Here is a 25146-nt window from a genome sequence, read left to right as displayed (position 1 = left end):
CATGAAAAATGCATATGCAAAAGCTGGCGTGGATGTCGAAGCTGGTTATGAAGTTGTTGAACGAATAAAAAAACATGTCAAAAAAACGGAACGTCTTGGTGTAATGGGCGCGCTAGGCGGTTTTGGTGGTTGTTTTGATCTTTCGTTGTTTGATGTCAAAGAACCTGTTTTAGTTTCGGGAACGGATGGCGTTGGAACAAAATTAGCAGTAGCAATTGAAGCTGGTCAACATGATACGATTGGCATTGATTGTGTCGCAATGTGTGTGAATGATATTTTAGCCCAAGGGGCAGAGCCTCTTTATTTCTTAGATTACTTAGCTACTGGAAAGAACCAACCAGAAAAATTAGAGCAAGTGGTTGCAGGTGTAGCAAATGGTTGCGTTCAAGCAAATATGGCGCTGATTGGCGGAGAAACGGCTGAGATGCCAGGAATGTATCAAGGAGACGACTATGATTTAGCCGGTTTTGCCGTTGGGATTGCTGAAAAATCACAACTGATTACAGGAGCGTTGATTGAACCTGGAGATATTTTATTAGGATTACCTTCAAGTGGGATTCATTCAAATGGGTATTCGTTAGTACGGAAAATTTTCTTTGAAGAACATCAACTCACAACTGCTAGTATTTTGCCGGAATTAAATGAAACATTAGCTGATAGTTTATTAGTTCCAACAAGAATTTATGTTGCAAGTCTTTTGCCATTGATCAAAAAAAATCTATTGAAAGGCTGTGCGCACATTACCGGTGGTGGTTTTGTAGAGAACATTCCCCGAATGTTGCCAGCTGGAGTCAGCGCAAATATTCAACTAGGAAGCTGGCCGATTTTACCAATTTTTGATTGTTTACAAAGCTATGGAAAGCTGTCCTCGCCGGAAATGTATGAAATTTTTAATATGGGGATTGGAATGGTCGTTGCTGTTTCACCAGAAAAAGTAGCTGAGGTCACGGCTGCTTTTGCAGAGCAAGGAGAAACTTTTTACCAAATCGGTGAAATTGTCCCAGAAGACACACAGAAAATTATTTTCACTGGAGAAACGGCATGAAGTTAGCCATTTTTGCTTCGGGTAATGGAAGTAACTTTCAAGCTTTGGTAACGAATCTAAGAGAAAAAAAGCTAGCTGTCACGGTTGACTGGTTATTTTGTGACCAGCCAGAGGCGTATGTGCTACAAAGGGCAGAAGAATTGGGAGTTCCTGCTAGTCAGTTTTCGCCAAAAGATTTTGCAAATAAAGTAGCGTATGAACAGGAGATACTACGGCAGTTGCGTGAACGAAAAATTGATTTGGTTATTTTGGCTGGCTACATGCGAATTGTGGGGCCTACTTTGCTGACAGCATTTGAAAATAAAATTGTGAATATTCACCCCTCGTTATTGCCGAATTTTCCCGGATTGCACGGGATTCGTGATGCATATGAAGCAGGAGTGGCAACCACGGGTGTGACTGTTCATTTAATTGATGCAGGTGTCGATACAGGCCCAATCATTCGCCAAGAAAAAGTCGAGATTGAGCCAACAGATACCTTGGAAATTCTTGAACAAAAAATCCATGCAGTCGAGCATCGAATTTATCCAGAAATCGTCGAAGAAATGATCAAAAATGGAGGCTATTTAAAATGACAAGAGCGTTGATTAGTGTATCAGACAAAACAGGAATTGTTGACTTTGCAAAAGGCTTGATTGCTAATAATATCGAAATTATCTCAACAGGTGGAACGAAAAAAGCATTAGATCAAGCAGGTGTCAAAACAATTTCTATTGATGAGGTCACTGGTTTTCCAGAAATGATGGATGGCAGAGTGAAAACCTTGCATCCGAAGATTCACGGTGGACTTTTAGGGCGCCGAGATGTCGTTGAACATATGGAAGACATGGCGCGCGGTGAAATCCTGCCAATCGATTTTGTTTGTGTGAATCTTTATCCATTTAAGGAAACCATTTTAAAACCAGAAGTAACTGAACAAGAGGCGATTGAAAATATTGATATTGGTGGCCCAAGTATGTTGCGAAGTGGTGCTAAAAATCATGAATTTGTCACAGTAATCGTTGATCCGGCAGATTATTCATTGGTACTCCAAGAATTAAAAGCCCACGGGGAAACTCAGTTAGCCACTCGAAAACGTCTAGCAGCGAAAGTCTTTCGCCATACGGCTGCATACGATGCGTTAATTGCTCAGTATTTGACAGAGATGGTGGATGAAAAAGAACCAGAAAAATTAACGTTGACGTATGAGCGAAAACAAGATTTGCGTTACGGCGAAAATAGTCATCAAGAAGCAGCTTTTTATCAATCTGCTTTACCGGAAGAATATTCGATTGCTGCAGCAAAACAAGTACATGGCAAGGAACTCTCATTCAACAATATTCGTGATGCAGATGCAGCGCTAAGAATTGCCCGGGAGTATGATGAACCAACAGTTGTTGCGTTGAAACATATGAATCCGTGTGGCATTGGAACGGCACCAACGATTTTTGAAGCTTGGAATTACGCGTTTGAAGCAGACCCAGTCTCGATTTTTGGCGGAATTATTGTTTTGAATCGTGAGGTGGATGTAGCTACTGCGGAAAAAATGCATGAACTATTTTTAGAAATCATTATTGCCCCGGGATTCACTGATGCTGCACTAGAAGTTTTGAAGAAAAAGAAAAATCTGCGTATTTTAACAATCAGTTTTGAACAAAGAACAGCCAGCATAGTTGATGAAACAGTTTCTGTTTTAGGTGGTTTATTAGTTCAAAATCAAGATTTAGCAATGGAACATGAAGAAGACTGGACTGTAGTGACAGAAAAGAAACCCACAGTAGAACAAATGGAGGCATTAGCATTTGCTTGGAAAGCGGTGAAGCATGTTAAATCCAATGCTATCGTTGTTGCAAATGAACACCAAACTGTGGGGATAGGTGCAGGACAAATGAATCGTGTGGGTTCTGTCAAGATAGCGATTGAACAAGCAGGTGAAAAACTAGAAGGTGCAGTATTGGCTAGTGATGCGTTTTTCCCAATGGATGATTCTGTTGAATATGCTGCAACACATGGGATTAAGGCCATCATTCAGCCGGGTGGAAGTATCAAAGATCAGGCTTCAATTGATATGGCTAATCATTATGACATTGTGATGGTCTTTACTAATGTACGTCATTTTAGACATTAAAATTTAGTGGAAAAGGAGTAACTCATGAAAATTTTGATTATAGGTGCAGGCGGTCGCGAGCATGCGATTGGGAAAAAAATGGCGGATAGTCCGTTAGTTGAAACAGTCTACTGCGCCCCGGGAAATCCTGGAATGAAAAAGGATGGGATACAACCAGTCACAATTGCAGAAACAGATCATGATGCGCTCATCTCATTTGCAAAAGAAAAGCACATTTCTTGGACATTTGTTGGGCCAGAAGTTCCTTTGTTAAATGGAATTGTCGATGACTTTATGGCGGCAGATTTGAAAATTTTTGGACCAACAAAACGTGCAGCGTTGATTGAGGGATCTAAAAGTTTTGCTAAACAACTAATGAAAGAGTGTCAGATTCCGACAGCTGAATCCCAAACGTTTAATGATTATGAGCTGGCTATAGCTTATATCAAAGAAAAAGGCGTACCGATTGTTGTAAAAGCAGATGGTTTAGCTGCTGGTAAAGGTGTCGTTGTCGCGATGACGATGGAAGAAGCTGTACAAGCCGCAAAGGACATGTTGAAGAGTCATCGATTTGGTGAAAGCGGGAGTCAAATTGTGGTTGAAGAGTTTCTGGAAGGGGAAGAGTTCTCGCTTTTAGCGTTTGTTCGTGGCACAGAAGTTTATCCAATGGTAATTTCACAAGACCATAAACGAGCGTATGACTTAGACAAAGGACCAAATACTGGGGGAATGGGTGCTTATTCGCCAGTCCCACAAATTCCGGAAGAGATGATTAATGAAGCTATTGAAACGATTTTGAAACCAGCGGCGCAGGGCATGGTTGAACAAGGTCGTTCTTTCACGGGTATCTTGTACGCTGGTTTGATTGCAACCGTTGATGGACCGAAAGTGATTGAATTCAATGCTCGATTTGGTGATCCAGAAACACAAGTTGTTTTACCAAGACTAGTGAATGATTTTGCTCAAGTGATTGATGATCTACTAGAAAATCGTTCAATCGAATTAGAATGGTCGCAAGGTGATTTTCATGTGGGTGTTGTTGTCGCTGCTGAAGGTTACCCGGCAACGTATGAAACAGAGATGGTGTTGCCAGATTTTTCTGATGAACCGCATGTTCAGGTATATTATGCAGGTGTGGCAGAAAAAGAAGGACGTTTAGTTGGAAAGGGTGGAAGAATCTATTTAGTCGAAGCCAAAGCTGAAACGTTAGAGCAAGCACAAAAATTTATTTATGAAGCACTTCGAAGAAAAGAAACGACCAAAACATTTTATCGGCATGACATTGGAAACAAGGCATTAAAATTAGTCAAAGAGAAATCATCGGCTAAAAGATAAAAATATTTTTGATTTGATAAAGCCTTTTCATAGAAGTTGTGCTACACTTTTATTGTGTAAAAAAGGAGGAATTTTTTATGAAACAGGTTCAATTTGGAACAGTAAATCACGCAGTTTCAGCAGTAATTCTTGGTTGTATGCGTATCAATAGTGCGAAAGATCCAGCTAAGGCAATCGAGACTGCTTATGATAATGGAATCAATTTCTTTGATCATGCAGATATCTATGGAAATGGTGAATGTGAATCAATTTTTGCAGACGCATTGGCAAAAACTTCGTTGAAGCGTGAAGATTTATTTATCCAAACAAAATGTGGAATCGTTCCAGGAGTTATGTTTGATTTTTCAAAAGAACATATTATTGCCTCTGTCGAAGGCAGTTTACAACGCTTAAAAATGGATTATGTAGACGCTTTGTTGTTGCATCGACCAGATACATTAGTCGAACCTGATGAAGTCGCTGCAGCTTTTGATGAATTAGAAAAAGCGGGTAAAGTTCGCTATTTTGGTGTAAGTAATCAAAAACCAATGCAAATCGAGCTATTGAAAAAATCAGTACGTCAACCTTTAGTAGCTAACCAATTACAGTTTGGTTTAAAGCATTCAGAAATGGTTGATCAAGGAATTCATGTGAACATGACGGACGCTGCAAGTATCGATCATGATGGCAGTGTACTAGATTATTCAAGGTTGCATGATATGACAATTCAAGCATGGTCTCCTTATCAATATGGTTTTTTTGAAGGTGTCTTTATCGGTAATGAAAAATTCCCAGAATTAAATCAAAAATTAAACGAAATGGCTGAAAAATACAACACAACACCAACTGGTTTAGCTTCAGCCTGGATCTTGCGTCATCCAGCAAACATGCAAGTGATTGCTGGGACGATGAATCTTAGCCGAATTGAAGAAATTGCAAAAGCTTCTGAAATTATGTTAACAAGAGAAGATTGGTATGATCTATACATGGCTGCAGGAAATATTTTGCCATAGAACTTGGTGTGTAGTATTGGTTATCCGATAACTAAAAAAACAGGACTTGCTATTTTTTGTAGCAAGTCCTGTTTTTGTCTTTTTACCTTTTTTCCGAACATTACCCTGTTTAAAGGAACAGATTATTGAAAAAAGTCTAAGAAAACGCATTATTCGTAAAATGTTCATGTTTTTCGCTTGATTTTTTTATTTAGTTGAGTTAAATTACATAGGGCGCTAAAAAACGCCTGAATAAAACGAAGAATGTTCGTGTTTTACTGAACTGAACATTAGGAGGACAATTTGATGAAAGTATTTGATTACGAAGATATCCAACTAATTCCGAATAAATGTATCGTAAATAGCCGATCAGAGTGTGACACAACAGTGACTTTAGGTAAGCACTCATTTAAAATGCCAGTAGTACCTGCAAACATGCAAACAATTATTGATGAGTCAATTGCAGAATTTTTAGCAAAAAACGGCTATTTTTATATTATGCACCGTTTTGATGAAGAAGCGCGTATCCCATTTATAAAAAAAATGAAACAAGAAGGATATATCTCATCAATTAGTGTCGGTGTAAAAGAAAACGAATATGCTTTCGTTGAAGAATTAGCACAAAAAAATCTAGTACCAGATTACATCACAATTGACATTGCTCACGGGCATTCCAATTCAGTAATTAACATGATTCAACATATAAAAAAACATCTTCCTGAAACATTTGTGATTGCGGGAAATGTTGGGACACCTGAAGCAGTTCGTGAATTAGAAAATGCTGGCGCTGATGCAACAAAGGTTGGCATTGGACCAGGAAAAGTTTGCATCACGAAAATCAAAACAGGTTTTGGAACAGGTGGCTGGCAGTTAGCTGCGTTAAGATGGTGTGCAAAAGCTGCTCGTAAACCAATTATTGCAGATGGCGGGATTCGGACACATGGAGATGTGGCGAAATCAGTTCGTTTTGGTGCAACGATGGTTATGATCGGTTCACTATTTGCTGGACACGAAGAATCTCCGGGCGAAACAAAAGTTGAAAATGGAGTTGTTTATAAAGAGTATTTTGGCTCCGCTTCTGAATTTCAAAAAGGCGAAAAGAAAAACGTTGAAGGTAAGAAAATTTGGATTCAACACAAAGGTTCACTAAAAGATACGTTAGTTGAAATGCAACAAGATTTACAATCTTCAATTTCTTATGCAGGTGGACGTGACTTAGAAGCGATTCGCAAAGTGGATTATGTAATCGTGAAGAATTCTATTTTTAATGGAGATACAATTTAAAATAGAAAAATTTTTCAATCTTAAATAGTAGTAAGTAGAGTGTCAGATGAATCTTTGTCTGATGCTCTTTTTTTTGGATTGAGAAAATAGGTTACGCAAAAATTTGTTATTTTTATTTCTTTTTTTTCGAAAATTCAGCTACAATAGAAGATGGAAAGAAAAGGAGAATGGAAGTTATGAAAAAAGTAAAAGTATTATCTGTTTTTGGTACAAGACCAGAAGCGATTAAGATGGCGCCTTTAGTTAAAGCTCTTGCAAAAGATGAACGCTTTATTGGAAAAGTTGCCGTTACGGCGCAGCATCGGGAAATGCTTGATCAAGTGTTAGAAGTATTTGAAATTACTCCTGATTATGATTTGAATTTGATGAAAGGTGGACAAACTTTAGCAGGAATTACTTCAAGAATTCTTGATGATTTGACACCTGTGTTATTAGAAGAACAACCAGACATCGTTTTAGTTCATGGAGATACAACAACGACTTATGCGAGTGCGACAGCAGCGTTCTATCAACAAATCAAAGTTGGTCACGTGGAAGCGGGTTTGCGAACTTGGAATAAGTGGTCGCCATTCCCTGAAGAAATGAATCGTCAATTGACAGATGTCTTAAGTGATATTTATTTTGCACCAACAAGCCAAAGCAAAGAAAACTTAGAAAAAGAAAATCATCCAACAGATGCTATTTTTGTAACTGGGAATACTGCAATTGATGCAATGGGCTACACTGTTGATGATGAATATCAAAGTGAACATCTACCAGCATCAAAAGAGGATAAAATGGTCTTGGTGACAATGCATCGCCGCGAAAATATCGGTCAACCAATGCGTCAAGTATTCCAAGCAATTGCGCGTGTTGCCAATGAACATCCAGAAGTGAAATTTATTTTTCCGATGCATCGCAATCCAAAAGTACGTGAAGAAGCAATTGGCATTCTGGGGGATTTAGCTAATGTATCATTGATTGAGCCTTTAGACGTTGTCGATTTCCATAATTTTGCAGCACGAAGTTATTTGATTTTGACGGATTCTGGTGGTGTTCAAGAAGAAGCACCATCACTTGGCGTACCGGTACTTGTCTTGCGTGATACCACAGAGCGCCCAGAAGGTGTTGAGGCAGGTACTTTGAAAATGGTTGGAACAGATGAAGAAACTGTCTATGACGAAACAACTCGTTTGCTTGAAAGCAAAGAAGCACATCAAGAAATGGCGCATGCCTCCAATCCATATGGTGATGGCCAAGCAAGTCAACGTATTTTAGATGCAATGGCGTATTACTTTAATATAGAAGAAAACCGACCAACTGATTTTGAATAATGGTTATTTTTTCGTAAGTTTTATTCTTTTTTTAGAGATAAAAAGTAAGTGAGGAGATCTCATGTGGCAAAAAATTGATAAGGCACAAGGACCTGCATATCGACAAATGATGGATCAAATCATGCGGAAAATCGAACAAGGCGAATTAAATCCAGGAGAGCGACTTGCTTCGGAACGGAAGTTAGCAGAGGCTTTCGGGGTGAATCGTTCCACCGTGGTTCATGCATTGGAAGAGTTACGTGCGCTTGGAATTTTGACAAGTAAACAAGGTAGTGGACGTTACGTCAATCAAACGGAATGGGGCAAGTTTTCCATTCCGAGAATTGACTGGCGTCAACTGATTGCTCATCGATATGAGCAGTCAATTAATCATTATGAAGAAAAAATCAATCGTGGAAAAAAACAAACCAGTGAGTTTCTTGATTTGTATTCTAGTGAAATGCCGAATGAGTTATTACCTGATTTTCAATTTCCCTCTTATTCATTAGCAGATATATTAATGGAAGAAAAGAGAATGAATCGCTATGGCTACTTGCCTTTGAAAGAAAAAATCACGGGATATTTAAAAGAAGAACTTCAATTGACATTTGCTGCGGACCAACTTTTGGTCACGGGTGGCGGTCAGCAAGCTATTTTTTTGATTTTGCAAACCATTTTGTCGTCAGGAGATGCAATCGCGGTAGAATCACCGTCCTTTTTCTATCGTCTTCCTTTGTTTAAAGCAGCGGGGATTCGCCTTTTTGGTGTAGCGATGGATGAAGAAGGAATTGATTTGAAGCAGTTAGAAACATCAATTTTAAAAAATCAGGTAAAAGCTGTCTTAGTCAATCCTAATTTTCAAAATCCTACGGGAAAAGTCATGAGTCAGAAAAGACGCGAAGCGCTTGTGCAATTATGTCGTCGATACCAATTGCCTATTATTGAAGATGATGTTTTTACTGATTTTTCTTTTTCGGAGATGAATGAGGTCCAACCGCTACGGTTACTTGATCCAGATAATGTCTTATATATTGGTTCTTTGTCACGCGTTTTAGGTCGAACGACAAAAATCGGTTGGGTATTAGGTCCTGAAACATTAATCGCTCGCTTAGCAAATGCACAAGAAATGATGGAGTTTTCACTAAGTATCGTTTCACAAATGTTAGCAACGAGTGTTTTTGATGAAGCTTTTCTCTCGAAAATGTCATTAGTGCGGCAACAATTAGTTAAGCGAAGTCAACGATTGATTGATTGGTCGAAGGAGCAAACTTTTTTTGAGTTACATCCAATAAAAGGTGGTTACTATGCTTGGCTGACGTGGGAAGGTAAGCAATTATCAACGGAGATTGCGGATGAATTAATTGCGCAAGGGTTAGGGATTGCTCCAGCGCAATTATTTGGAGAAGAAGTGAACGGGTTGCGATTGAACTTCAGTCGGCTATCAGAAGAAGAGTTACCAAAATTTAGTGAATTAATGAACCAAGCAGCAGAAATGCTAAAAAAATAAAGAAAACTGTAACAGCATAGTGATTTTTCTATGCTGTTTTTTTGTTGATGAATTTTTTTACAGAAGTTCGGTATAACAGCTTCATTAGTTGTTTGTAAAGTTATGCACGATCCTAGAATGCGTCGAGAATAAACTTTTATAAAAGTTGTAACAACAAGGTTTGTAAATAGAAACAGTTCGATGTTTTGCTATTAAAATACGGAGGATTTTTTTAAGTAAAATGTAAACCGCTTTCTTGTTTGTGATTCAATTCACTATCGCTGATGTAGCAAGGATTATTTTTATAAAAAATTATCGTGAATTTATGGGCTTATAACTTGTATTTCTCCATGATACATGATAATTTATGTATGAAGCCGGTTAAATAGTGATACAGATTCTATTACTGTTTCAATCGTAGCTAGAAGAGAATTTCTTATAGACGAGAGAGGAATGTGTGACAAATGGCAAACAAAAAAGCACCAATCGACTTCCAGGCTTTACTTGATGAAGTCAATTCAGATTTTCCAGTTTATCAAGCACTTGATCAAGATGGAAAAGTTGTAAATGAAGATTTGATCCCTGATTTATCAGATGATGAATTAGTTGAGTTAATGACAAAAATGGTTTGGTCACGTGTCTTGGATCAACGTTCAACAGCATTGAACCGTCAAGGACGTCTTGGATTTTTTGCGCCTACAGCAGGCCAAGAAGCAAGCCAACTTGCGAGTGCATTTGCTTTTGACAAAGAAGACGTTTTATTACCTGGTTATCGTGATGTTCCCCAACTTGTTCAACACGGCTTACCATTAACGCAAGCGTTTTTATGGTCTCGTGGACATGTTGCTGGTAATTTATATCCGGAAGAATTGAAAGCTCTACCACCGCAAATTATTATTGGTGCACAGTACGTTCAAGCTGCTGGTGTAGCACTAGGCTTGAAAAAACGTAACAAGAAAAACGTTGTCTTCACTTATACTGGTGATGGCGGTTCTTCACAAGGAGATTTCTACGAAGCAATTAACTTTGCGGGTGCTTACCATGCAAATGCTGTTTTCTATATTCAAAATAACGGTTTTGCAATTTCAACACCTCGTGAAAAACAAACAGCTGCTAAAACATTAGCACAAAAAGCTGTTGCAGCTGGAATTCCTGGTATCCAAGTTGATGGAATGGATCCACTAGCTGTTTATACTGTTTCAAAAATGGCTCGTGATTGGGCAATTAGCGGAAAAGGTCCTGTGTTGATTGAAACATTGACTTATCGTTATGGTCCACATACTTTATCAGGTGATGATCCAACACGTTACCGTTCAAAAGAGATGGATGGCGAGTGGCAAAAGAAAGATCCATTGATTCGTTTCCGTAACTATCTAGTTGAAAAAGGATTATGGTCTGAAGAAAAAGAAGAACAAGTAATTGAACAAACAAAAGAAGAAATTAAAGAAGCAATTGCAGAAGCTGATAAAGTACCAAAACAAAAAGTTTCGGATTTCTTGAAGAATATGTTTGAAGAATCACCACAAACAATTAAAGAACAAATTGCAATCTATGAAGCGAAGGAGTCGAAATAATCATGGCACAAAAAACAATGATTCAAGCAATCACTGATGCTTTAGCACTTGAACTAGAACATGATGAAAATGTCGTCATTTTTGGTGAAGATGTTGGTAAAAACGGAGGGGTTTTCCGTGCAACAGAAGGATTGCAAGAAAAATTTGGTGAAGATCGTGTGTTCGATACACCTTTAGCAGAATCAGGGATTGCAGGTCTTGGGTTTGGTTTAGCTTTAGAAGGATTCCGTCCAGTTCCTGAAATTCAATTCTTTGGCTTTATTTTTGAAGCAATGGATGAAGTTGTTGCGCAAATGGCGCGTACGCGTTATCGCATGGGTGGAACAAGAAACTTACCAATCACGATTCGTTCACCGTTTGGTGGTGGTGTGCATACACCAGAATTGCACTCAGATAATTTAGAAGGATTGATTGCACAGTCACCTGGTATTCGTGTGGTGATTCCATCAAATCCTTATGATGCAAAAGGTTTATTAATTTCTTCAATCAGAAGTAATGATCCAGTTGTTTTCCTAGAACACATGAAACTGTATCGTTCTTTCCGTGAGGAAGTGCCAGATGAAGCGTATGAAGTGCCTTTGGATAAAGCAGCAGTAACTCGTGAAGGATCAGACGTTTCAATCATTACTTACGGTGCAATGGTTCGTGAAGCAATCAAGGCTGCGGATAAATTAGCGCAAGAAAATATTTCGGTTGAAATTATTGATTTACGAACAGTTGCTCCTCTTGATATTGAAACAATCATTCAATCTGTTGAAAAAACAGGCCGTGTAGTTGTTGTTCAAGAAGCACAAAGACAAGCAGGCGTTGCCGCACAAGTGGTTTCTGAAATTTCAGAACGCGCGATTCTTTCTTTAGAAGCACCAATCGGACGTGTTTCTGCACCTGATACTGTCTTCCCATTTGGACAAGCGGAAAATGCTTGGTTACCAAACGCTTCTGATATTGAAGCAAAAGTCAAAGAAATCGCAGAATTCTAAGAAAAGAAGGGGAAAATTCATGGCTTATCAATTTAAATTACCGGATATCGGTGAAGGGATTGCAGAAGGCGAAATCGTAAAATGGTTCGTTAAAGCAGGCGACACGATCAATGAAGACGATACATTGTTAGAAGTTCAAAACGACAAATCAGTTGAAGAAATTCCATCTCCTATTACAGGAACGGTTAAAAACGTATTAGTTCCAGAAGGCACTGTGGCAAATGTGGGTGATGTTTTAGTAGAAATCGATGCACCTGGTTATGAAGATAGCGAACCAGCTGCTCCCGCTCAAGAACAAACACCTGAATCTCCTGCTGCAACACCAACAGCTGAAGGTTCTAGTGAAGGCGTCTTTGAATTTAAATTACCGGATATCGGTGAAGGAATTGCAGAAGGCGAAATCGTAAAATGGTTTGTTAAAGCAGGCGACACAATCAACGAAGATGATACATTATTAGAAGTCCAAAATGACAAATCAGTTGAAGAAATTCCATCACCTGTTACTGGAACAGTCAAAAACGTATTAGTTCCAGAAGGTACTGTGGCAAATGTGGGTGATGTTTTGGTAGAAATCGATGCACCAGGACATAACACAAGTCAATCTTCAGCACCAAGTACCCAAGCACCAGCTGCGGCAGCTCCTCAAGAAACAAAAGCTGCGCCATCAACAGTTGTTGCTACAGCTGACGAATCAAAACGCATTCTTGCAATGCCTTCTGTTCGTCAATATGCTCGCGAAAAAGATGTAGATATCTCACAAGTAACTGCTACTGGAAAAGGTGGCCGTATCACAAAAGAAGATATCGATCAATTTGCTTCAGGTGGCGCACCTGTTCAAGCGACTGCACCAGAAGCAGCACCAACAGCTGCAAAAGCAACGCCAGAAGCACCGGCTGCTGCACCAAAAGCAGAACCAGCTGCATTCAAGTCTGGTCAAGCAGAGCGTGAAACTCGTGAAGCTTTAACACCAACACGTAAAGCAATTGCTAAAGCGATGGTTAATAGCAAACACACAGCACCACATGTAACTTTACATGATGATGTTGAGGTTTCAAAACTTTGGGATCACCGTAAGAAATTTAAAGATGTTGCTGCTGAAAATGGCACAAAATTAACTTTCTTACCATATGTTGTTAAAGCATTGACAGCAACTGCGAAGAAATTCCCAGTGTTGAATGCGTCAATTGATGACAAAACACAAGAAATTGTGTACAAACATTACTACAATATTGGTATTGCAACTGATACGGACCACGGGTTGTATGTACCAAATATCAAAGATGCAAACATGAAGAGTATGTTTGCGATTGCTGATGAAATCAATGAAAAAGCAGCATTAGCGCACGATGGTAAACTTTCTGCCCAAGATATGCGTGATGGCTCAATTACAATCAGTAATATTGGTTCTGTTGGTGGTGGTTGGTTTACACCAGTTATCAACTACCCTGAAGTTGCTATTTTAGGTGTGGGTACAATTGCACAACAACCAGTCGTGAATAGCGAGGGTGAAATCGTTGTTGGTCGCGTGATGAAATTATCATTAAGCTTTGATCATCGAATCGTTGACGGTGCAACTGCACAGAAAGCAATGAATAACATCAAACGTTTATTAGCAGATCCAGAATTATTATTGATGGAAGGATGAGTGGAAAATGGTAGTAGGAGATTTTGCCATTGAGTTAGATACAGTTGTAATCGGTGCTGGACCTGGCGGCTATGTAGCTGCCATCCGTGCCGCAGAAATGGGACAAAAAGTTGCCATTATTGAACGTGAGTATATCGGTGGAGTTTGTTTGAATGTAGGATGTATTCCTTCTAAAGCTTTGATTTCTGCCGGTCATCATTACCAAGAATCATTAGATTCAACTTTATTTGGTGTAACAAGTAAAGGTGTTGAGTTAGACTTTACTAAAACACAAGATTGGAAAGACAATCAAGTTGTTAAAAGTTTGACAAGTGGTGTTGGAATGTTGCTTAAAAAACATAAAGTAGAAATCATCGAAGGAGAAGCTTTCTTTGTAGATGACCACACATTACGTGTTATTCATCCTGATTCTGCTCAAACGTACTCATTTAACAACGCAATTGTTGCAACTGGTTCTCGTCCAATCGAAATTCCAGGATTTAAATTTGGTGGACGCGTGTTAGATTCAACTGGTGGTTTAAACTTGAAAGAAGTTCCTAAGAAATTTGTGATTATCGGTGGCGGTGTTATCGGTGCTGAATTAGGTGGTGCTTATGCAAACCTTGGATCAGAAGTTACAATTTTAGAAGGCTCACCTTCAATTTTACCAACGTATGAAAAAGACATGGTTAAACTAGTTACTGATGATTTCAAAAAGAAAAATGTTACAGTGGTCACTTCAGCAATGGCGAAAGAAGCAATTGACAATGGTGATAGCGTAACAGTGAAATATGAAGTAGACGGCAAAGAACAATCAGTTGAAGCTGACTTTGTTATGGTTACAGTTGGTCGTCGTCCAAATACGGATGATCTTGGTTTGGAACAAGCTGGTGTTGAAATCGGCGAGCGTGGATTGATCCCCGTTGACAAACAAGGCCGAACAAATGTGGCTAATATTTTTGCAATCGGTGATATTGTTCCTGGTGCGGCGCTTGCTCACAAAGCAAGTTATGAAGCAAAAATTGCTGCTGAAGCTATTTCTGGTAAAAAAGTTGCTGTTGATTACAAAGCAATGCCAGCTGTTGCATTTACTGATCCTGAACTAGCAAGTGTTGGGATGACGATTGCAGAAGCGAAAGAGGCTGGGATTGAAGCAAAATCGTTCAAATTCCCATTTGCAGGTAATGGACGTGCTATTTCATTAGGAAAAACAGAAGGATTCTTGCGTCTAGTAACAACAATTGAAGATCACGTGATTATTGGTGCGCAAATTGGTGGTGTTGGAGCAAGTGACATGGTTTCTGAACTTGCTTTGGCAATTGAATCAGGCATGAATGCTGAGGATATTGCTTTAACAATTCATCCACATCCATCTCTTGGTGAAATTACAATGGATACAGCTGAATTAGCTTTAGGGCTACCAATTCATATCTAAAAAATCAGTTTATGAATTTTAAGATGTGCGACAGTTGATGTCGTACATCTTTTTTTGTTAGCTAGAGAAGGAAATCAGGGAGTTTTGTTATACATAACACTTTTTTTATCGTAGAATGAAGAAAGATTATAGTAAACGGAGCGATTGAAATGTTGAAAGAAGAACGTTGGAATGCGATTGTAGCTTTAGTAGATCAAAAAGGAACGATTAAAGTGAGTGAAATTGTTGAACGTCTATCGGTTTCTGACATGACTGTTCGCCGAGATTTAACAGAGTTGGAAGAAGCAGGACGCCTGAAACGGGTTCATGGCGGCGCGCGAAGTCTAAATGTTTATCAACATGCCGAGCTTTCTCATCGTGACAAACAAATTATTAATAGCGAAGAGAAAAAGGAAATTGCGCAAAAGGCTGTGCAACTAATCAAAGAAGATGAAACAATTTTTCTGGGACCTGGGACGACCATTGAGTTATTGGCAGAAATTATGGAATTTGAACGTTTGCGCGTAGTAACTAATTGTTTGCCAGTATTCAAAACATTGAGTAAAAAACAAGGAAATTTAAAAGTGTACTTAGTTGGTGGTGAAATGCGTGAGCTGACAAAATCATTTTTTGGCGAAATTTCCAACAAAGCATTACAAGATATGCATTTTCATAAGGCATTCTTCAGCAGCAATGCAGTGAAGGATGATGAAGTGATGACTGCGACGATCGAAGAAGGACAAACACAAGCAATTGCTCTAGATAATTCAATCGAGCGCTATTTATTGATTGATTCATCCAAGGTGGGGAAACAAGATTTTTATTCTTATTATCGATTAAAAGATATTACAGCAGTTGTGATGAATAAGGACGATTATGATACTTACCAAAAACTGGAAAAAGAAGTTCAGGTGATCGTTTAGCTTTCTTTATAAAGTTTTTTATAAAAGAAAAGACCAAGACGCTGGTAAAAAAAGAGACTGGGACAAAACCCCAGTCGTTCTTAACACATTTTACAATTTAAAAAACGCCTAAAATCAACGTTTTCAAAAACGGATTTTAGGCGTTTTTTTCGAGTTAGGTTACTTCTGTTCCGGTCTCGTTTTTCGAATAAATGGTGTTCTCAAACCAAAATTTTGTTATAGCTTACGTTTGCTTCAAAAGACGTTTAGCTATTTTTGAAGTATCTGCTAACTATCTAGTCAGAGATGAATAGTTTGAGCTAAACACTTTGCGCCACAACGTTTTACACGGTGTTCCCAAAGCAACTCCTCGAAATAATTCGTAACTGTCTCAAAATATGAAAAGATATTTTTGTCAGTTGCTCATTATTTTGTCAGAGCTGACCGCTTTGCACCACAACCTTTTTTACATAGTAGCTTTTTCCGCAGCGTAAGCAGCATTTCTTTTTTTCATTTGACGAGCATACCAAACAAAAATCAATAGGTAAGCGACAAGTGCTAAAATCGCATACAGAATAAATTCAATTTGCCCTTGAGAAGCATGACCAACTAAATAGCCCAAGAATTTTTCGACTGGACCTTCCATTGTAGTGTGAGAAATCAAGGAGTCAGCATTTAGTCCTGCTGGGAATGCACCAACTTTTTTTGCAGTTTCTGTAACGAATGGAGCAATCAAGGTACCTGACCATAAGAATAACGGTAATTCGATTGCACCAATGACAATCATACGAATCAATTTACCGCGAGTCACAACTAATAGGGCGGGTGTAACACCCATAGCGATGATACCACCTAAAGGTAATAATTTATTTCCTGGTAAAACAATCGCTTCAAGAAGCATGATCGGTGCTAACACATTGGCAGCAGCCCAAATTTCTGCACGACCAGCAATGAAGGGCCAGTCTAAACCGATATTGATGGTCCGACCTTTTAATTTGTTTGAGGCAAAATCTGTAATTCCTTGTGATAAAGGCTCAACAGCAGCAATGAACCATGCGCCAATCAAAGAAAATAGCTCTAAACAGACAGCGGCAGTGAATGCGAGTGAGAAGATTTCGGTTGGTGTTTGACCAGCTAGTAGGCCAACAAAGATACCTAAGTAAATCCCGATAGCAAATTTTGATCCCCAAAAACCGATTTTGCTATTTAATTTGGCAGCGTCGAAGTCATATTTATCTAACCATGGGAAAATTTTATCAAAAATTTTATCGAAAACCATGATGATTGGATTCATCATATAGTTCATATGTGTGGTAGTCATTGGGTTTGAATCAGGTGCATTTAACAAATCGTTGAAAGTTGGCTTCATCAAGTCAGAATTGATGATTTTTAAGACACCGATAAAAATAACCAACAGTGTAGCAATCAATAGATTTGCTCCGCAGAAAATGGCGAATAGACCGACAATTGATAAATGCCAAATGTCAAAAATATCAACATCTAATGTGTTTGTTTTATTTAAGAACAACATAACAACGTTGACGATAACCATAATCAATAAGAAATACAACGTATAAGGGGAGCCCCAAGTGATTGTTGCTAGAGGAGCCCAGCCAACATCGGTGATATTTAATGAAATACCGGTACGTTCAACAAAATCGGTCATTGCGCCCGAAAATGCAGTCGTTAGAATACCAATAATTGCACCAATCCCTGTTAAGGCAATCCCTAATTTCAGCCCGCCTTCCAGTGCGCGAGTGGGCTTGACTTTAAAACAAAGCGCGATCAGTGTTAAAACAATAGTCATCAAAGGTGCAGCCCCTAAGTTGATTAGAGGCTGGAAAATCGTATTTGCGATATCAATAATTGCATTCATGCTCTTTTCTCCTTTATGTCAAGTTGAAAATCATTTTTTCTTATTTTTGAATCGATTGGATTGCTTGTTCCATTTGAGAATACACAGGTTCAGCCATTGCAGGGATGCGGTATAAGATCGCGCCAGCATCAACGATTGGAATGTTGACTGGGAAACCAAGATCGGTATTTGCGATTTGTGCAAAAATATCGTAGTGAGAAAGCATTTCTTGATTGATGTCTTTAATCATGACCGCGTCACAAGAAACTTGATACCCACGTTTACCTAGTTCATTTTCTAATGCAGATTTGATTTGGTGGCTTGAGTTAACGCCTGCACCACAAGCGGCTAAAATGTTAATCATTCGAAATTCCTCTTTTCTTATTTTTGAATTGATTGAATTGCTTGTTCCATTTGAGAATACACAGGTTCAGCCATTGCAGGGATGCGGTATAAGATCGCACCAGCATCAACGATTGGAATGTTGACTGGGAAACCAAGATCGGTATTTGCGATTTGCGCAAAAATATCGTAGTGAGAAAGCATTTCTTGATTGATGTCTTTAATCATGACCGCGTCACAAGAAACTTGATACCCGCGTTTACCTAGTTCATTTTCTAATGCAGATTTGATTTGGTGGCTTGAGTTAACACCCGCACCACAAGCAGCTAAAATTTTGATCATTTCAGAACACTCCTCTAATTAAAATTCTTTTCTAAAAATGTATAAATTTCCTTTGGGTCTTCATATGAGAAAAATCTTTGTAACTCCTTTTTGTCAACAGAATTGATAAAGTCCATGATGTCTGCCAACATACCCGCTTGTTCTGCACCATTTTCATTTAAAATCATAAATAAAAAGGAAGCATCCAAAGTGTCTGATGGCCGAATCATGTGATGAAATAAAATTGGGTGCGTTAATTTGATTGGAACGATTCGAGTCGTTTTGACGAACTCGCTTTCAGTATGGGGAATCGCAATATCTGGCAAAGATGAATCGATGGGCGATAAGTCTAACCCAGTTGGATAATTGGCCTCTCTTTCTAATAAATGATCGAAAAAGTCTTCAGTGACTAATTCTTTTTCTACTAAATCTAAATAAACTTCCTCAAACACCTCTGTTTGGGTTTGTTTATTTGAAACATAGACTGTTTCGGGGAAAAAGAATGTAGTAGTTGTTGACATATTTCCTCCTCCTTTGTTTGAAAATGTTTGTATATCTCAATTACACCTACAGTATAACCGCTTACATAAGAAAGTCAAGCATCTTTTCAAAAGAAAATAAACATATTTTTGCTTTTTGGTGTTGATATTTGTTTGCAAATGTTTTATTATGTCGTTGGAAAGGTGGTGCCTATGTTGAAAAGTGAACGGCAACGTTCTATTTTAGAATTGTGTGAGCAGTTTGGCGTTATTACGGTGAAAATGATTCAAAAAAATTTACCAGTGTCAGATATGACGATTCGTCGAGATTTAGATGAACTGGCTCAGCAAGGTAAAATCGAGCGTGTGCATGGTGGTGCACAGAGTAAGGGATATGCCGAATCTGCGATAACGATAAGAGAACAGCCACTGACAGGGGTTGAGTTATCTCATACTGAGAAAAAAGCCATCAGTATAGAAGAAAAAAAGTATATTGCAAAAAATGCTGCTAAAAAAATTTCAGCAGGAGATACGATTTTTTTAGGATCTGGAACAACCATCGAATTAATGACTCAATTTATTCAAGAAGGGCCGTTACGGATTGTGACGAACAGTTTGCCAGTTTTTAATTTGCTAGAAAAAAAGGAAGATCTCGAGCTGTATTTAGTAGGTGGTTCTTTTCGTAAGAAGACCGGTGCATTTGTTGGTTCTATGGCAAATGAGACGATTCAAAAACTAAGTATCGAAAAAGCATTTGTCGGCGTGAATGGTATTTTGGACGAGCACGTCTTCACCTTCAGCATTGAGGAAGGAAAGTTCCAGCAATTAGTCTTGGAAAAAGCACACAAAAAATATTTAGTAGGTGATGCGCATAAATTTGGCCATAGCGACTTTTACAATTTTTATTCACTTACTGAAATCAATGGTTTTTTTACGGATTACACAATCTCAGAGGAAATGAAAACTCAATACGAACAATATACTCAAATTTTTAATTGATTAGAGGAGGAGTACAGATGAAAATCGTCATTGGATCAGATGAACAAGGAATGAAATTGAAAGAACCGATCAAAGAATATTTACTTAAAAAGGGTTTTGAAGTGGTTGACAAAAGTGAAACCGCTTCGACTGATTTTATCGAATCAACATTAGCTGTAGCAACAGACGTTTTAGCTGAAGAAGGAAGTCTTGGAATTGCATTTGACGGATATGGTGCAGGAAGTTTCATGACAGCAACAAAAGTGAAAGGTATGGTAGCGGCGGAAGTATCTGATGAGCGTTCAGCTTATATGACTCGAGAACATAATAATGCGCGAATGATTACGATTGGCTCAGAAATCGTTGGTGAAGGATTAGCCAAAAATATCGTCAAAGAATTTTTAGCAGCTGATTATGATGGCGGGCGTCACCAAATTCGCGTAGATATGTTAAATAAAATGGCGTAAAAAGAAAAGGATGGTAAATATTCATGAAAATAGCTATTGGTTGTGACCATATTGTGACAGATGTAAAAATTGCTGTTTCAGATTTTTTGAAAGGCAAAGGATATGAAGTTATTGATATGGGGACATATGACTTTACACGAACACATTATCCTATTTATGGCAAAAAAGTAGGTGAAGCAGTTGTCAGTCATGAAGCAGATTTAGGCGTATGTATATGTGGAACTGGTGTAGGAATTAATAATGCAGTCAATAAAGTTCCTGGTGTCCGTTCTGCTTTAGTTCGCGATATGACAAGTGCGATTTATGCGAAAGAAGAATTGAATGCGAACGTGATTGGTTTTGGTGGGAAAATCACCGGAGAATTTTTGATTTGTGATATTATCGAGGCCTTTATTCAAGCGAAATACCAAGAAACACCTGAAAACAAACGTTTGATTGCAAAAATCGATCACGTTGAAAAAAATCATCCAGAGCAAGCAGATGAACATTTCTTTGATGAATTTTTAGAAAAATGGGACCGTGGCGAGTACCACGATTAAAATGGAGGTGAAAAAATGATTGTCACGATCACAATGAATCCTTCAGTTGACATCTCTTATCCGCTGGAACATTTTCAACTGGATACGGTCAATCGTGTTTCGAAAGTGAGGAAAACTGCTGGCGGTAAAGGATTAAATGTCACACGAGTCTTAGAACAGTTGGGTGCCGATGTTTTAGCAAGTGGCTTATTGGGTGGTGAACTGGGCGATGCCATCCAACATGAATTGACAAGTGCAGGGATTAAACATGCGTTTTCACCTATTAGTGGTAAGACGCGAAATTGCATTGCCATTTTGCATGAAGGGAAACAAACAGAAATTTTAGAACAAGGGCCGGTCATTTCAGCTTCAGAAGCGGAAGACTTTTTAGTTCATTTTGAACAGTTGGCAGAAGATGCAACGATTCTAAGTTTCTCTGGGAGTTTGCCGGCAGGATTACCTGTTGATTTTTATAGTGAAATGTTGGCGATTTGTCAGCAAAAGAAGAAACCAGTCGTACTAGATTGCTCAGGGAAAGCTTTGCAAGCCGTTTTGGAAAGTCAGGAAAAACCAACAGTAATCAAACCGAATCTGGAAGAGTTATCAGAACTATTAGCGTTTGAAGTGACCAATGAGTTGCCAGTTTTAAAAGAAGCATTAAGAAATGAACGTTTCGCTGGGATTGAATGGATCGTTGTTTCACTGGGAGCGCACGGCGCTTTTGCCAAGCATGGAAATACTTTTTATCAAGTAAACATTCCTAAAATCGACGTGGTGAATCCAGTTGGTTCAGGGGATGCGACAGTTGCCGGTATCACCTATGCGTTGGAACAAGGGAAAAGTGCAGAAGAATTATTGAAAATAGCCAATGTTTTAGGAATGTTAAATGCGCAAGAAGCAGTAACTGGTCAAGTAAACTTAATGAATTTCCCTCATTTATATAACCAAATCAAGGTTGCGAAAGTTTAACTAATTATTTGACAAAATACATCAAACATTGAAGTGATTGATGATGAAACTCAATAAGGACGGTGCAAAATCAATGATTGGAACTAAAGGAAAACAAGCATATATTGAGCAATTAACGGATGAAAATAAAATTATCAGTGCATTAGCCATTGACCAACGGGGCGCATTGAAAAAAATGATTGCGAAACATCAAGCAACCCCCGCAACAGATGGACAAATTGAAAACTTCAAAAAAATCGTTTCAGAAGAATTAACCCCGTATGCTTCAGCTATTTTGTTGGATCCTGAATATGGCTTGCCGGCAGCTCAAGCGCGTGCAGAGAGTGCTGGGTTACTTTTAGCTTATGAAAAAACAGGTTATGACGCTTCGACACCGGGACGATTACCCGACCTTTTAGCAGATTGGTCAGTGAAACGGTTAAAAGAACAAGGGGCGGATGCCTGTAAATTTTTATTGTACTACGATGTGGATGAAGCTACCGAAATCAATCAACGAAAACAAGCGTTTATTGAACGAATTGGATCAGAATGTGAAGCAGAAGAATTGCCATTTTTCTTAGAGCTAGTTTCTTATGACGCTGAGAATGCGGATAGCGCATCTTCAGCATATGCCAAAGTTAAACCACATAAGGTGATTGAGATGATGAAAGAATTTTCTCGCGAACGCTATCATGTTGATGTCTTGAAAGTAGAAGTCCCAGTCAATATGAATTATGTTGAAGGGTATGCAACTGATGAAGTTGTTTATACACAAGCTGAAGCTGCGGCTTATTTCAAAGAGCAGACAGAAGCAACTTCATTGCCTTTTATCTTTTTGAGTGCAGGAGTGTCTGCCGAGTTGTTTCAAGAAACATTGCGCTTTGCTAAAGCGGCAGGGTCAACATTTAATGGTGTCTTGTGTGGACGAGCAACGTGGGCAAATGGTGTGGAACCATTCATTGTTGAAGGGGAAGTAGCTGCACGCAAATGGTTAAACCAAACTGGTCGAGAAAATATCGAGGCATTGAACACGGTATTAAAGGAAACAGCAACGCCAGTTTCCTTATAGGTAACATTTAGCTAATAACGTAACTGAGCATTTTTAGCAAAAAAACTGTAGCGATGACGAATAAGTGATCGGCTACAGTTTTTTGTTTTGATTTTTTGAAGTAAAAGCTTTATGACAAAAATTTCCGTTATTTCGGAATCAAATTGTCCTTAATAAAAAGAAACCGTTTTTATATACTAAGTGAGTAGAAAGAAAGGTGGAAGAAAGATGAAAAAAATTGTTGCAATCACCTCTTGTCCAGTTGGAATTGCCCATACATACATGGCTGCTGAAAATTTAGAAAAAGCTGGGAAAGAACTTGGTGTCGAAGTGAAGGTCGAAACACATGGTTCGATTGGTGTAGAGAACGAGTTAACAGCCAGCGACATCAAAGAAGCAGCAGGTGTCATTATCGCGGCTGATACGAAAGTTGATAAATCACGCTTTGGTGGTAAACCACTAATCAATGTGGGTGTTCAAGATGGCATTCATCATGCGAATACATTAGTTGAAGATATCTTAACAGGAAAAGCGCCTGTTTTTGAAAGCGCTCTGACAGATGTTTCTGCTGAGAACAAGGGCGAAACAGAAGGACTAGGGAAAAAAGTTTATAAAAGTTTGATGAATGGTGTTTCTTATATGGTGCCGTTTGTTGTTACCGGTGGGTTGTTGATTGCAATTTCATTGACTTTAGGTGGGACAGCGACGCCAGAAGGAATCAAAATTCCTGAAGGCACGATCTGGGCAACGATGAACAGTATTGGCGGAATTGCTATGGGCTTGATGGTTCCTATTTTGTCAGCGTTTATTGCGCAAAGTATTGCGGATCGTCCGGGCTTAGTTCCAGGGTTTGTCGGTGGCATGTTGGCAGCTAACGGTGCTTTATATGGAAGTGATGCAAACGCTGGTTTCCTAGGTGGGATCATCACAGGGTTCCTGGCTGGATTTATTGCTTTGGGAATCAAAAAAATTCCTGTACCGAAAGCTTTGCAATCCATTATGCCGATTATCGTCATTCCGATTTTAGGTTCACTGGCAGTTGGCTTTGTCTTTATCTATGTTATTGGTGAACCTGTTGCACTTTTGTTTAATTCATTGACACAATTCTTAGCAGGTATGCAAGGTGGAAGTGAAGTTGTTTTAGCGATGATTCTTGGTGCGATGATTGCTTTTGATATGGGTGGACCATTTAATAAAGTTGCCTTTTTATTTGGATCAGGATTGATTGCTGAAGGAAATTACTCAATTATGGGGCCAATTGCAGTTGCAATTTGTATTCCTCCTTTAGCGTTAGGTTTAGCTTCATTGATCTTGAAAACGAAATTTACAAAAACTGAGCGAGAAGCAGGAAAAGCTTCGTTAGCGATGGGCTTGTTTGGGATTACAGAAGGTGCGATTCCATTTGCCTCAACTGACCCATTACGTGTTATTCCAAGTATTGTAGTTGGTGCGATGACTGGTAGTGTAATTGCGATGCTTTCAGGTGTAACTGACCACGTTGCACATGGTGGACCAATTGTAGCGGTGTTAGGTGCAGTTGATCATGTGGCAATGTTCTTTGCAGCAGTGATTGCTGGAATCGCAGTAACTGTTTTAATGTTAAGAATCTTGAAACCAACTTTACAAGTTACACCAGTTGTTGCGACACCAAACGGAGCAATGCACCTAGACGAAGTAGAAGACGCAGAAACTGAACCAACGATTGCTCCAGAAAATTTTGATTCAATCACAGAAATCATGACAGATGATACGATTGTTTTAGACACAACTGAAACAACAAAAGATACCGTTGTTGAAGATTTAGTACAACGTTTAGGGAAAACAGGTCACATTACAGATACAGCAGGGTTTAAAAAAGCAATCTATACTCGTGAAAATGAAAGTACAACTGGAATTGGGATGGGTATCGCAATCCCTCATGGTAAATCAGCCCATGTTACCAAGCCAACACTTGCTTTTGCGAGAAGTCAACAAGGAATTGATTGGCAATCACTCGATGGTGAACCGGCGCATTTGATTTTTATGATTGCTGTTCCAGAAAATAGCCAAGGAGATATGCACTTAAAAATTCTCCAACGTCTTTCACGCAAATTAATGGATGATGACTTCCGTCAAGCATTGATGGAAGCCCCAAATAAAGCGGCTGTTAATCAATTATTAAGCGAAATGTAACATAAGATGAAAAATCGACTGTGAT

The 25146-nt window shown here is 38.8% G+C and carries 23 protein-coding genes; 19 read left to right on the top strand and 4 right to left on the bottom strand.

What is annotated here, in order from left to right; genetic code table 11:
• Window position 1: 1 nt before the first annotated feature.
• The 13 genes from purM (at window position 2) to IGJ93_RS07990 (ending at window position 16014) form a co-directional block, all read left to right on the top strand.
• A complete protein-coding gene (purM, locus tag IGJ93_RS08050; RefSeq protein ID WP_270344807.1) occupies window positions 2-1045 on the top strand; it encodes a phosphoribosylformylglycinamidine cyclo-ligase in 1044 nt (347 codons plus the stop codon).
• Window positions 1042-1620 carry a phosphoribosylglycinamide formyltransferase gene (gene purN / locus IGJ93_RS08045; protein ID WP_270344808.1) on the top strand — a complete coding sequence of 193 codons (579 nt, stop codon included), beginning with the start codon at window positions 1042-1044 and terminating at the stop codon, window positions 1618-1620. The genes purM and purN overlap by 4 nt, the downstream gene beginning before the upstream one ends.
• Entirely contained in the window at window positions 1617-3152 is a 1536-nt protein-coding gene (gene purH, locus IGJ93_RS08040) for a bifunctional phosphoribosylaminoimidazolecarboxamide formyltransferase/IMP cyclohydrolase (RefSeq protein WP_218657858.1), read from the top strand. The genes purN and purH overlap by 4 nt, the downstream gene beginning before the upstream one ends.
• A gap of 24 nt (window positions 3153-3176) precedes the next feature.
• Complete coding sequence (gene purD, locus IGJ93_RS08035) at window positions 3177-4466, top strand: phosphoribosylamine--glycine ligase (RefSeq protein ID WP_067481195.1); 1290 nt, start codon at window positions 3177-3179, stop codon at window positions 4464-4466.
• Between the two features lie 77 nt (window positions 4467-4543).
• The gene (locus IGJ93_RS08030; RefSeq protein ID WP_071869280.1) at window positions 4544-5458 is read left to right on the top strand and encodes an aldo/keto reductase; all 915 of its coding nucleotides are present in this window, start codon (window positions 4544-4546) and stop codon (window positions 5456-5458) included.
• Between the two features lie 285 nt (window positions 5459-5743).
• Window positions 5744-6721 carry a GMP reductase gene (guaC, locus tag IGJ93_RS08025; RefSeq protein ID WP_067481199.1) on the top strand — a complete coding sequence of 326 codons (978 nt, stop codon included), beginning with the start codon at window positions 5744-5746 and terminating at the stop codon, window positions 6719-6721.
• 176 nt (window positions 6722-6897) lie between these two features.
• Window positions 6898-8034, top strand: coding sequence for a non-hydrolyzing UDP-N-acetylglucosamine 2-epimerase (wecB, locus tag IGJ93_RS08020; RefSeq protein ID WP_218657856.1), 1137 nt, complete (start codon window positions 6898-6900; stop codon window positions 8032-8034).
• 61 nt (window positions 8035-8095) lie between these two features.
• The gene (locus IGJ93_RS08015) at window positions 8096-9520 is read left to right on the top strand and encodes a PLP-dependent aminotransferase family protein (RefSeq protein WP_270344812.1); all 1425 of its coding nucleotides are present in this window, start codon (window positions 8096-8098) and stop codon (window positions 9518-9520) included.
• A 443-nt stretch (window positions 9521-9963) separates the two neighbouring features.
• On the top strand, window positions 9964-11073 hold the full coding sequence (gene pdhA / locus IGJ93_RS08010) for a pyruvate dehydrogenase (acetyl-transferring) E1 component subunit alpha (RefSeq protein WP_067481205.1): 1110 nt from the start codon (window positions 9964-9966) through the stop codon (window positions 11071-11073).
• 2 nt (window positions 11074-11075) lie between these two features.
• On the top strand, window positions 11076-12053 hold the full coding sequence (locus IGJ93_RS08005; RefSeq protein WP_071869279.1) for an alpha-ketoacid dehydrogenase subunit beta: 978 nt from the start codon (window positions 11076-11078) through the stop codon (window positions 12051-12053).
• Between the two features lie 19 nt (window positions 12054-12072).
• The gene (locus IGJ93_RS08000) at window positions 12073-13698 is read left to right on the top strand and encodes a dihydrolipoyllysine-residue acetyltransferase (RefSeq protein WP_071869278.1); all 1626 of its coding nucleotides are present in this window, start codon (window positions 12073-12075) and stop codon (window positions 13696-13698) included.
• Window positions 13699-13705: 7 nt separating this feature from the next.
• Window positions 13706-15112, top strand: a complete 1407-nt coding sequence (gene lpdA / locus IGJ93_RS07995) for a dihydrolipoyl dehydrogenase (protein WP_067481212.1) — start codon at window positions 13706-13708, stop codon at window positions 15110-15112.
• 149 nt (window positions 15113-15261) lie between these two features.
• Complete coding sequence (locus tag IGJ93_RS07990) at window positions 15262-16014, top strand: DeoR/GlpR family DNA-binding transcription regulator (RefSeq protein WP_075491360.1); 753 nt, start codon at window positions 15262-15264, stop codon at window positions 16012-16014.
• Window positions 16015-16459: 445 nt separating this feature from the next.
• Here IGJ93_RS07990 and IGJ93_RS07985 read toward each other — a convergent pair whose 3' ends face one another.
• The 4 genes from IGJ93_RS07985 to IGJ93_RS07970 are packed head-to-tail and all read right to left on the bottom strand — an operon-like array spanning window position 16460 to window position 19032.
• Window positions 16460-17869, bottom strand: a complete 1410-nt coding sequence (locus IGJ93_RS07985) for a PTS galactitol transporter subunit IIC (RefSeq protein ID WP_071869277.1) — start codon at window positions 17867-17869, stop codon at window positions 16460-16462.
• Between the two features lie 40 nt (window positions 17870-17909).
• The gene (locus IGJ93_RS07980; RefSeq protein WP_075491361.1) at window positions 17910-18212 is read right to left on the bottom strand and encodes a PTS sugar transporter subunit IIB; all 303 of its coding nucleotides are present in this window, start codon (window positions 18210-18212) and stop codon (window positions 17910-17912) included.
• Window positions 18213-18229: 17 nt separating this feature from the next.
• The gene (locus tag IGJ93_RS07975; RefSeq protein ID WP_067481217.1) at window positions 18230-18532 is read right to left on the bottom strand and encodes a PTS sugar transporter subunit IIB; all 303 of its coding nucleotides are present in this window, start codon (window positions 18530-18532) and stop codon (window positions 18230-18232) included.
• Window positions 18533-18546: 14 nt separating this feature from the next.
• Window positions 18547-19032 (bottom strand): PTS sugar transporter subunit IIA, encoded by a 486-nt coding sequence (locus IGJ93_RS07970; protein WP_067481219.1) that lies wholly within the window; start codon window positions 19030-19032, stop codon window positions 18547-18549.
• 171 nt (window positions 19033-19203) lie between these two features.
• Between IGJ93_RS07970 and IGJ93_RS07965 the strand changes: the two genes are divergently transcribed.
• From IGJ93_RS07965 to IGJ93_RS07940, 6 genes are all read left to right on the top strand, one after another.
• Window positions 19204-19989 carry a DeoR/GlpR family DNA-binding transcription regulator gene (locus IGJ93_RS07965; RefSeq protein ID WP_067481221.1) on the top strand — a complete coding sequence of 262 codons (786 nt, stop codon included), beginning with the start codon at window positions 19204-19206 and terminating at the stop codon, window positions 19987-19989.
• Window positions 19990-20006: 17 nt separating this feature from the next.
• Window positions 20007-20435, top strand: a complete 429-nt coding sequence (gene lacA / locus IGJ93_RS07960; RefSeq protein ID WP_067481223.1) for a galactose-6-phosphate isomerase subunit LacA — start codon at window positions 20007-20009, stop codon at window positions 20433-20435.
• Window positions 20436-20458: 23 nt separating this feature from the next.
• A complete protein-coding gene (gene lacB / locus IGJ93_RS07955; RefSeq protein WP_067481225.1) occupies window positions 20459-20974 on the top strand; it encodes a galactose-6-phosphate isomerase subunit LacB in 516 nt (171 codons plus the stop codon).
• A gap of 15 nt (window positions 20975-20989) precedes the next feature.
• A complete protein-coding gene (gene lacC / locus IGJ93_RS07950) occupies window positions 20990-21922 on the top strand; it encodes a tagatose-6-phosphate kinase (RefSeq protein ID WP_067481227.1) in 933 nt (310 codons plus the stop codon).
• Window positions 21923-21965: 43 nt separating this feature from the next.
• Window positions 21966-22970: a tagatose-bisphosphate aldolase gene (gene lacD / locus IGJ93_RS07945; RefSeq protein WP_376014896.1), complete on the top strand. Its 1005-nt coding sequence runs from the start codon at window positions 21966-21968 to the stop codon at window positions 22968-22970.
• Between the two features lie 207 nt (window positions 22971-23177).
• Window positions 23178-25121: a PTS fructose transporter subunit IIABC gene (locus IGJ93_RS07940; protein ID WP_067481229.1), complete on the top strand. Its 1944-nt coding sequence runs from the start codon at window positions 23178-23180 to the stop codon at window positions 25119-25121.
• Window positions 25122-25146: the final 25 nt, after the last annotated feature.

The organism is Enterococcus sp. DIV0174 (genome assembly GCF_050529065.1).
Taxonomy (GTDB): domain Bacteria; phylum Bacillota; class Bacilli; order Lactobacillales; family Enterococcaceae; genus Enterococcus_B; species Enterococcus_B thailandicus.
The sequence above is the reverse complement of the archived record's forward strand: the minus strand, read 5'-3'. Positions and strand labels throughout refer to the sequence as shown.

Coding starts and splice junctions, on each gene's coding strand:
- purM (WP_270344807.1), top strand. CDS start 2: ATGAAAAATGCATATGCAAAAGCTGGCGTGGATGTCGAAGCTGGTTAT.
- purN (WP_270344808.1), top strand. CDS start 1,042: ATGAAGTTAGCCATTTTTGCTTCGGGTAATGGAAGTAACTTTCAAGCT.
- purH (WP_218657858.1), top strand. CDS start 1,617: ATGACAAGAGCGTTGATTAGTGTATCAGACAAAACAGGAATTGTTGAC.
- purD (WP_067481195.1), top strand. CDS start 3,177: ATGAAAATTTTGATTATAGGTGCAGGCGGTCGCGAGCATGCGATTGGG.
- IGJ93_RS08030 (WP_071869280.1), top strand. CDS start 4,544: ATGAAACAGGTTCAATTTGGAACAGTAAATCACGCAGTTTCAGCAGTA.
- guaC (WP_067481199.1), top strand. CDS start 5,744: ATGAAAGTATTTGATTACGAAGATATCCAACTAATTCCGAATAAATGT.
- wecB (WP_218657856.1), top strand. CDS start 6,898: ATGAAAAAAGTAAAAGTATTATCTGTTTTTGGTACAAGACCAGAAGCG.
- IGJ93_RS08015 (WP_270344812.1), top strand. CDS start 8,096: ATGTGGCAAAAAATTGATAAGGCACAAGGACCTGCATATCGACAAATG.
- pdhA (WP_067481205.1), top strand. CDS start 9,964: ATGGCAAACAAAAAAGCACCAATCGACTTCCAGGCTTTACTTGATGAA.
- IGJ93_RS08005 (WP_071869279.1), top strand. CDS start 11,076: ATGGCACAAAAAACAATGATTCAAGCAATCACTGATGCTTTAGCACTT.
- IGJ93_RS08000 (WP_071869278.1), top strand. CDS start 12,073: ATGGCTTATCAATTTAAATTACCGGATATCGGTGAAGGGATTGCAGAA.
- lpdA (WP_067481212.1), top strand. CDS start 13,706: ATGGTAGTAGGAGATTTTGCCATTGAGTTAGATACAGTTGTAATCGGT.
- IGJ93_RS07990 (WP_075491360.1), top strand. CDS start 15,262: ATGTTGAAAGAAGAACGTTGGAATGCGATTGTAGCTTTAGTAGATCAA.
- IGJ93_RS07985 (WP_071869277.1), bottom strand. CDS start 17,869: ATGAATGCAATTATTGATATCGCAAATACGATTTTCCAGCCTCTAATC.
- IGJ93_RS07980 (WP_075491361.1), bottom strand. CDS start 18,212: ATGATTAACATTTTAGCCGCTTGTGGTGCAGGCGTTAACTCAAGCCAC.
- IGJ93_RS07975 (WP_067481217.1), bottom strand. CDS start 18,532: ATGATCAAAATTTTAGCTGCTTGTGGTGCGGGTGTTAACTCAAGCCAC.
- IGJ93_RS07970 (WP_067481219.1), bottom strand. CDS start 19,032: ATGTCAACAACTACTACATTCTTTTTCCCCGAAACAGTCTATGTTTCA.
- IGJ93_RS07965 (WP_067481221.1), top strand. CDS start 19,204: ATGTTGAAAAGTGAACGGCAACGTTCTATTTTAGAATTGTGTGAGCAG.
- lacA (WP_067481223.1), top strand. CDS start 20,007: ATGAAAATCGTCATTGGATCAGATGAACAAGGAATGAAATTGAAAGAA.
- lacB (WP_067481225.1), top strand. CDS start 20,459: ATGAAAATAGCTATTGGTTGTGACCATATTGTGACAGATGTAAAAATT.
- lacC (WP_067481227.1), top strand. CDS start 20,990: ATGATTGTCACGATCACAATGAATCCTTCAGTTGACATCTCTTATCCG.
- lacD (WP_376014896.1), top strand. CDS start 21,966: ATGAAACTCAATAAGGACGGTGCAAAATCAATGATTGGAACTAAAGGA.
- IGJ93_RS07940 (WP_067481229.1), top strand. CDS start 23,178: ATGAAAAAAATTGTTGCAATCACCTCTTGTCCAGTTGGAATTGCCCAT.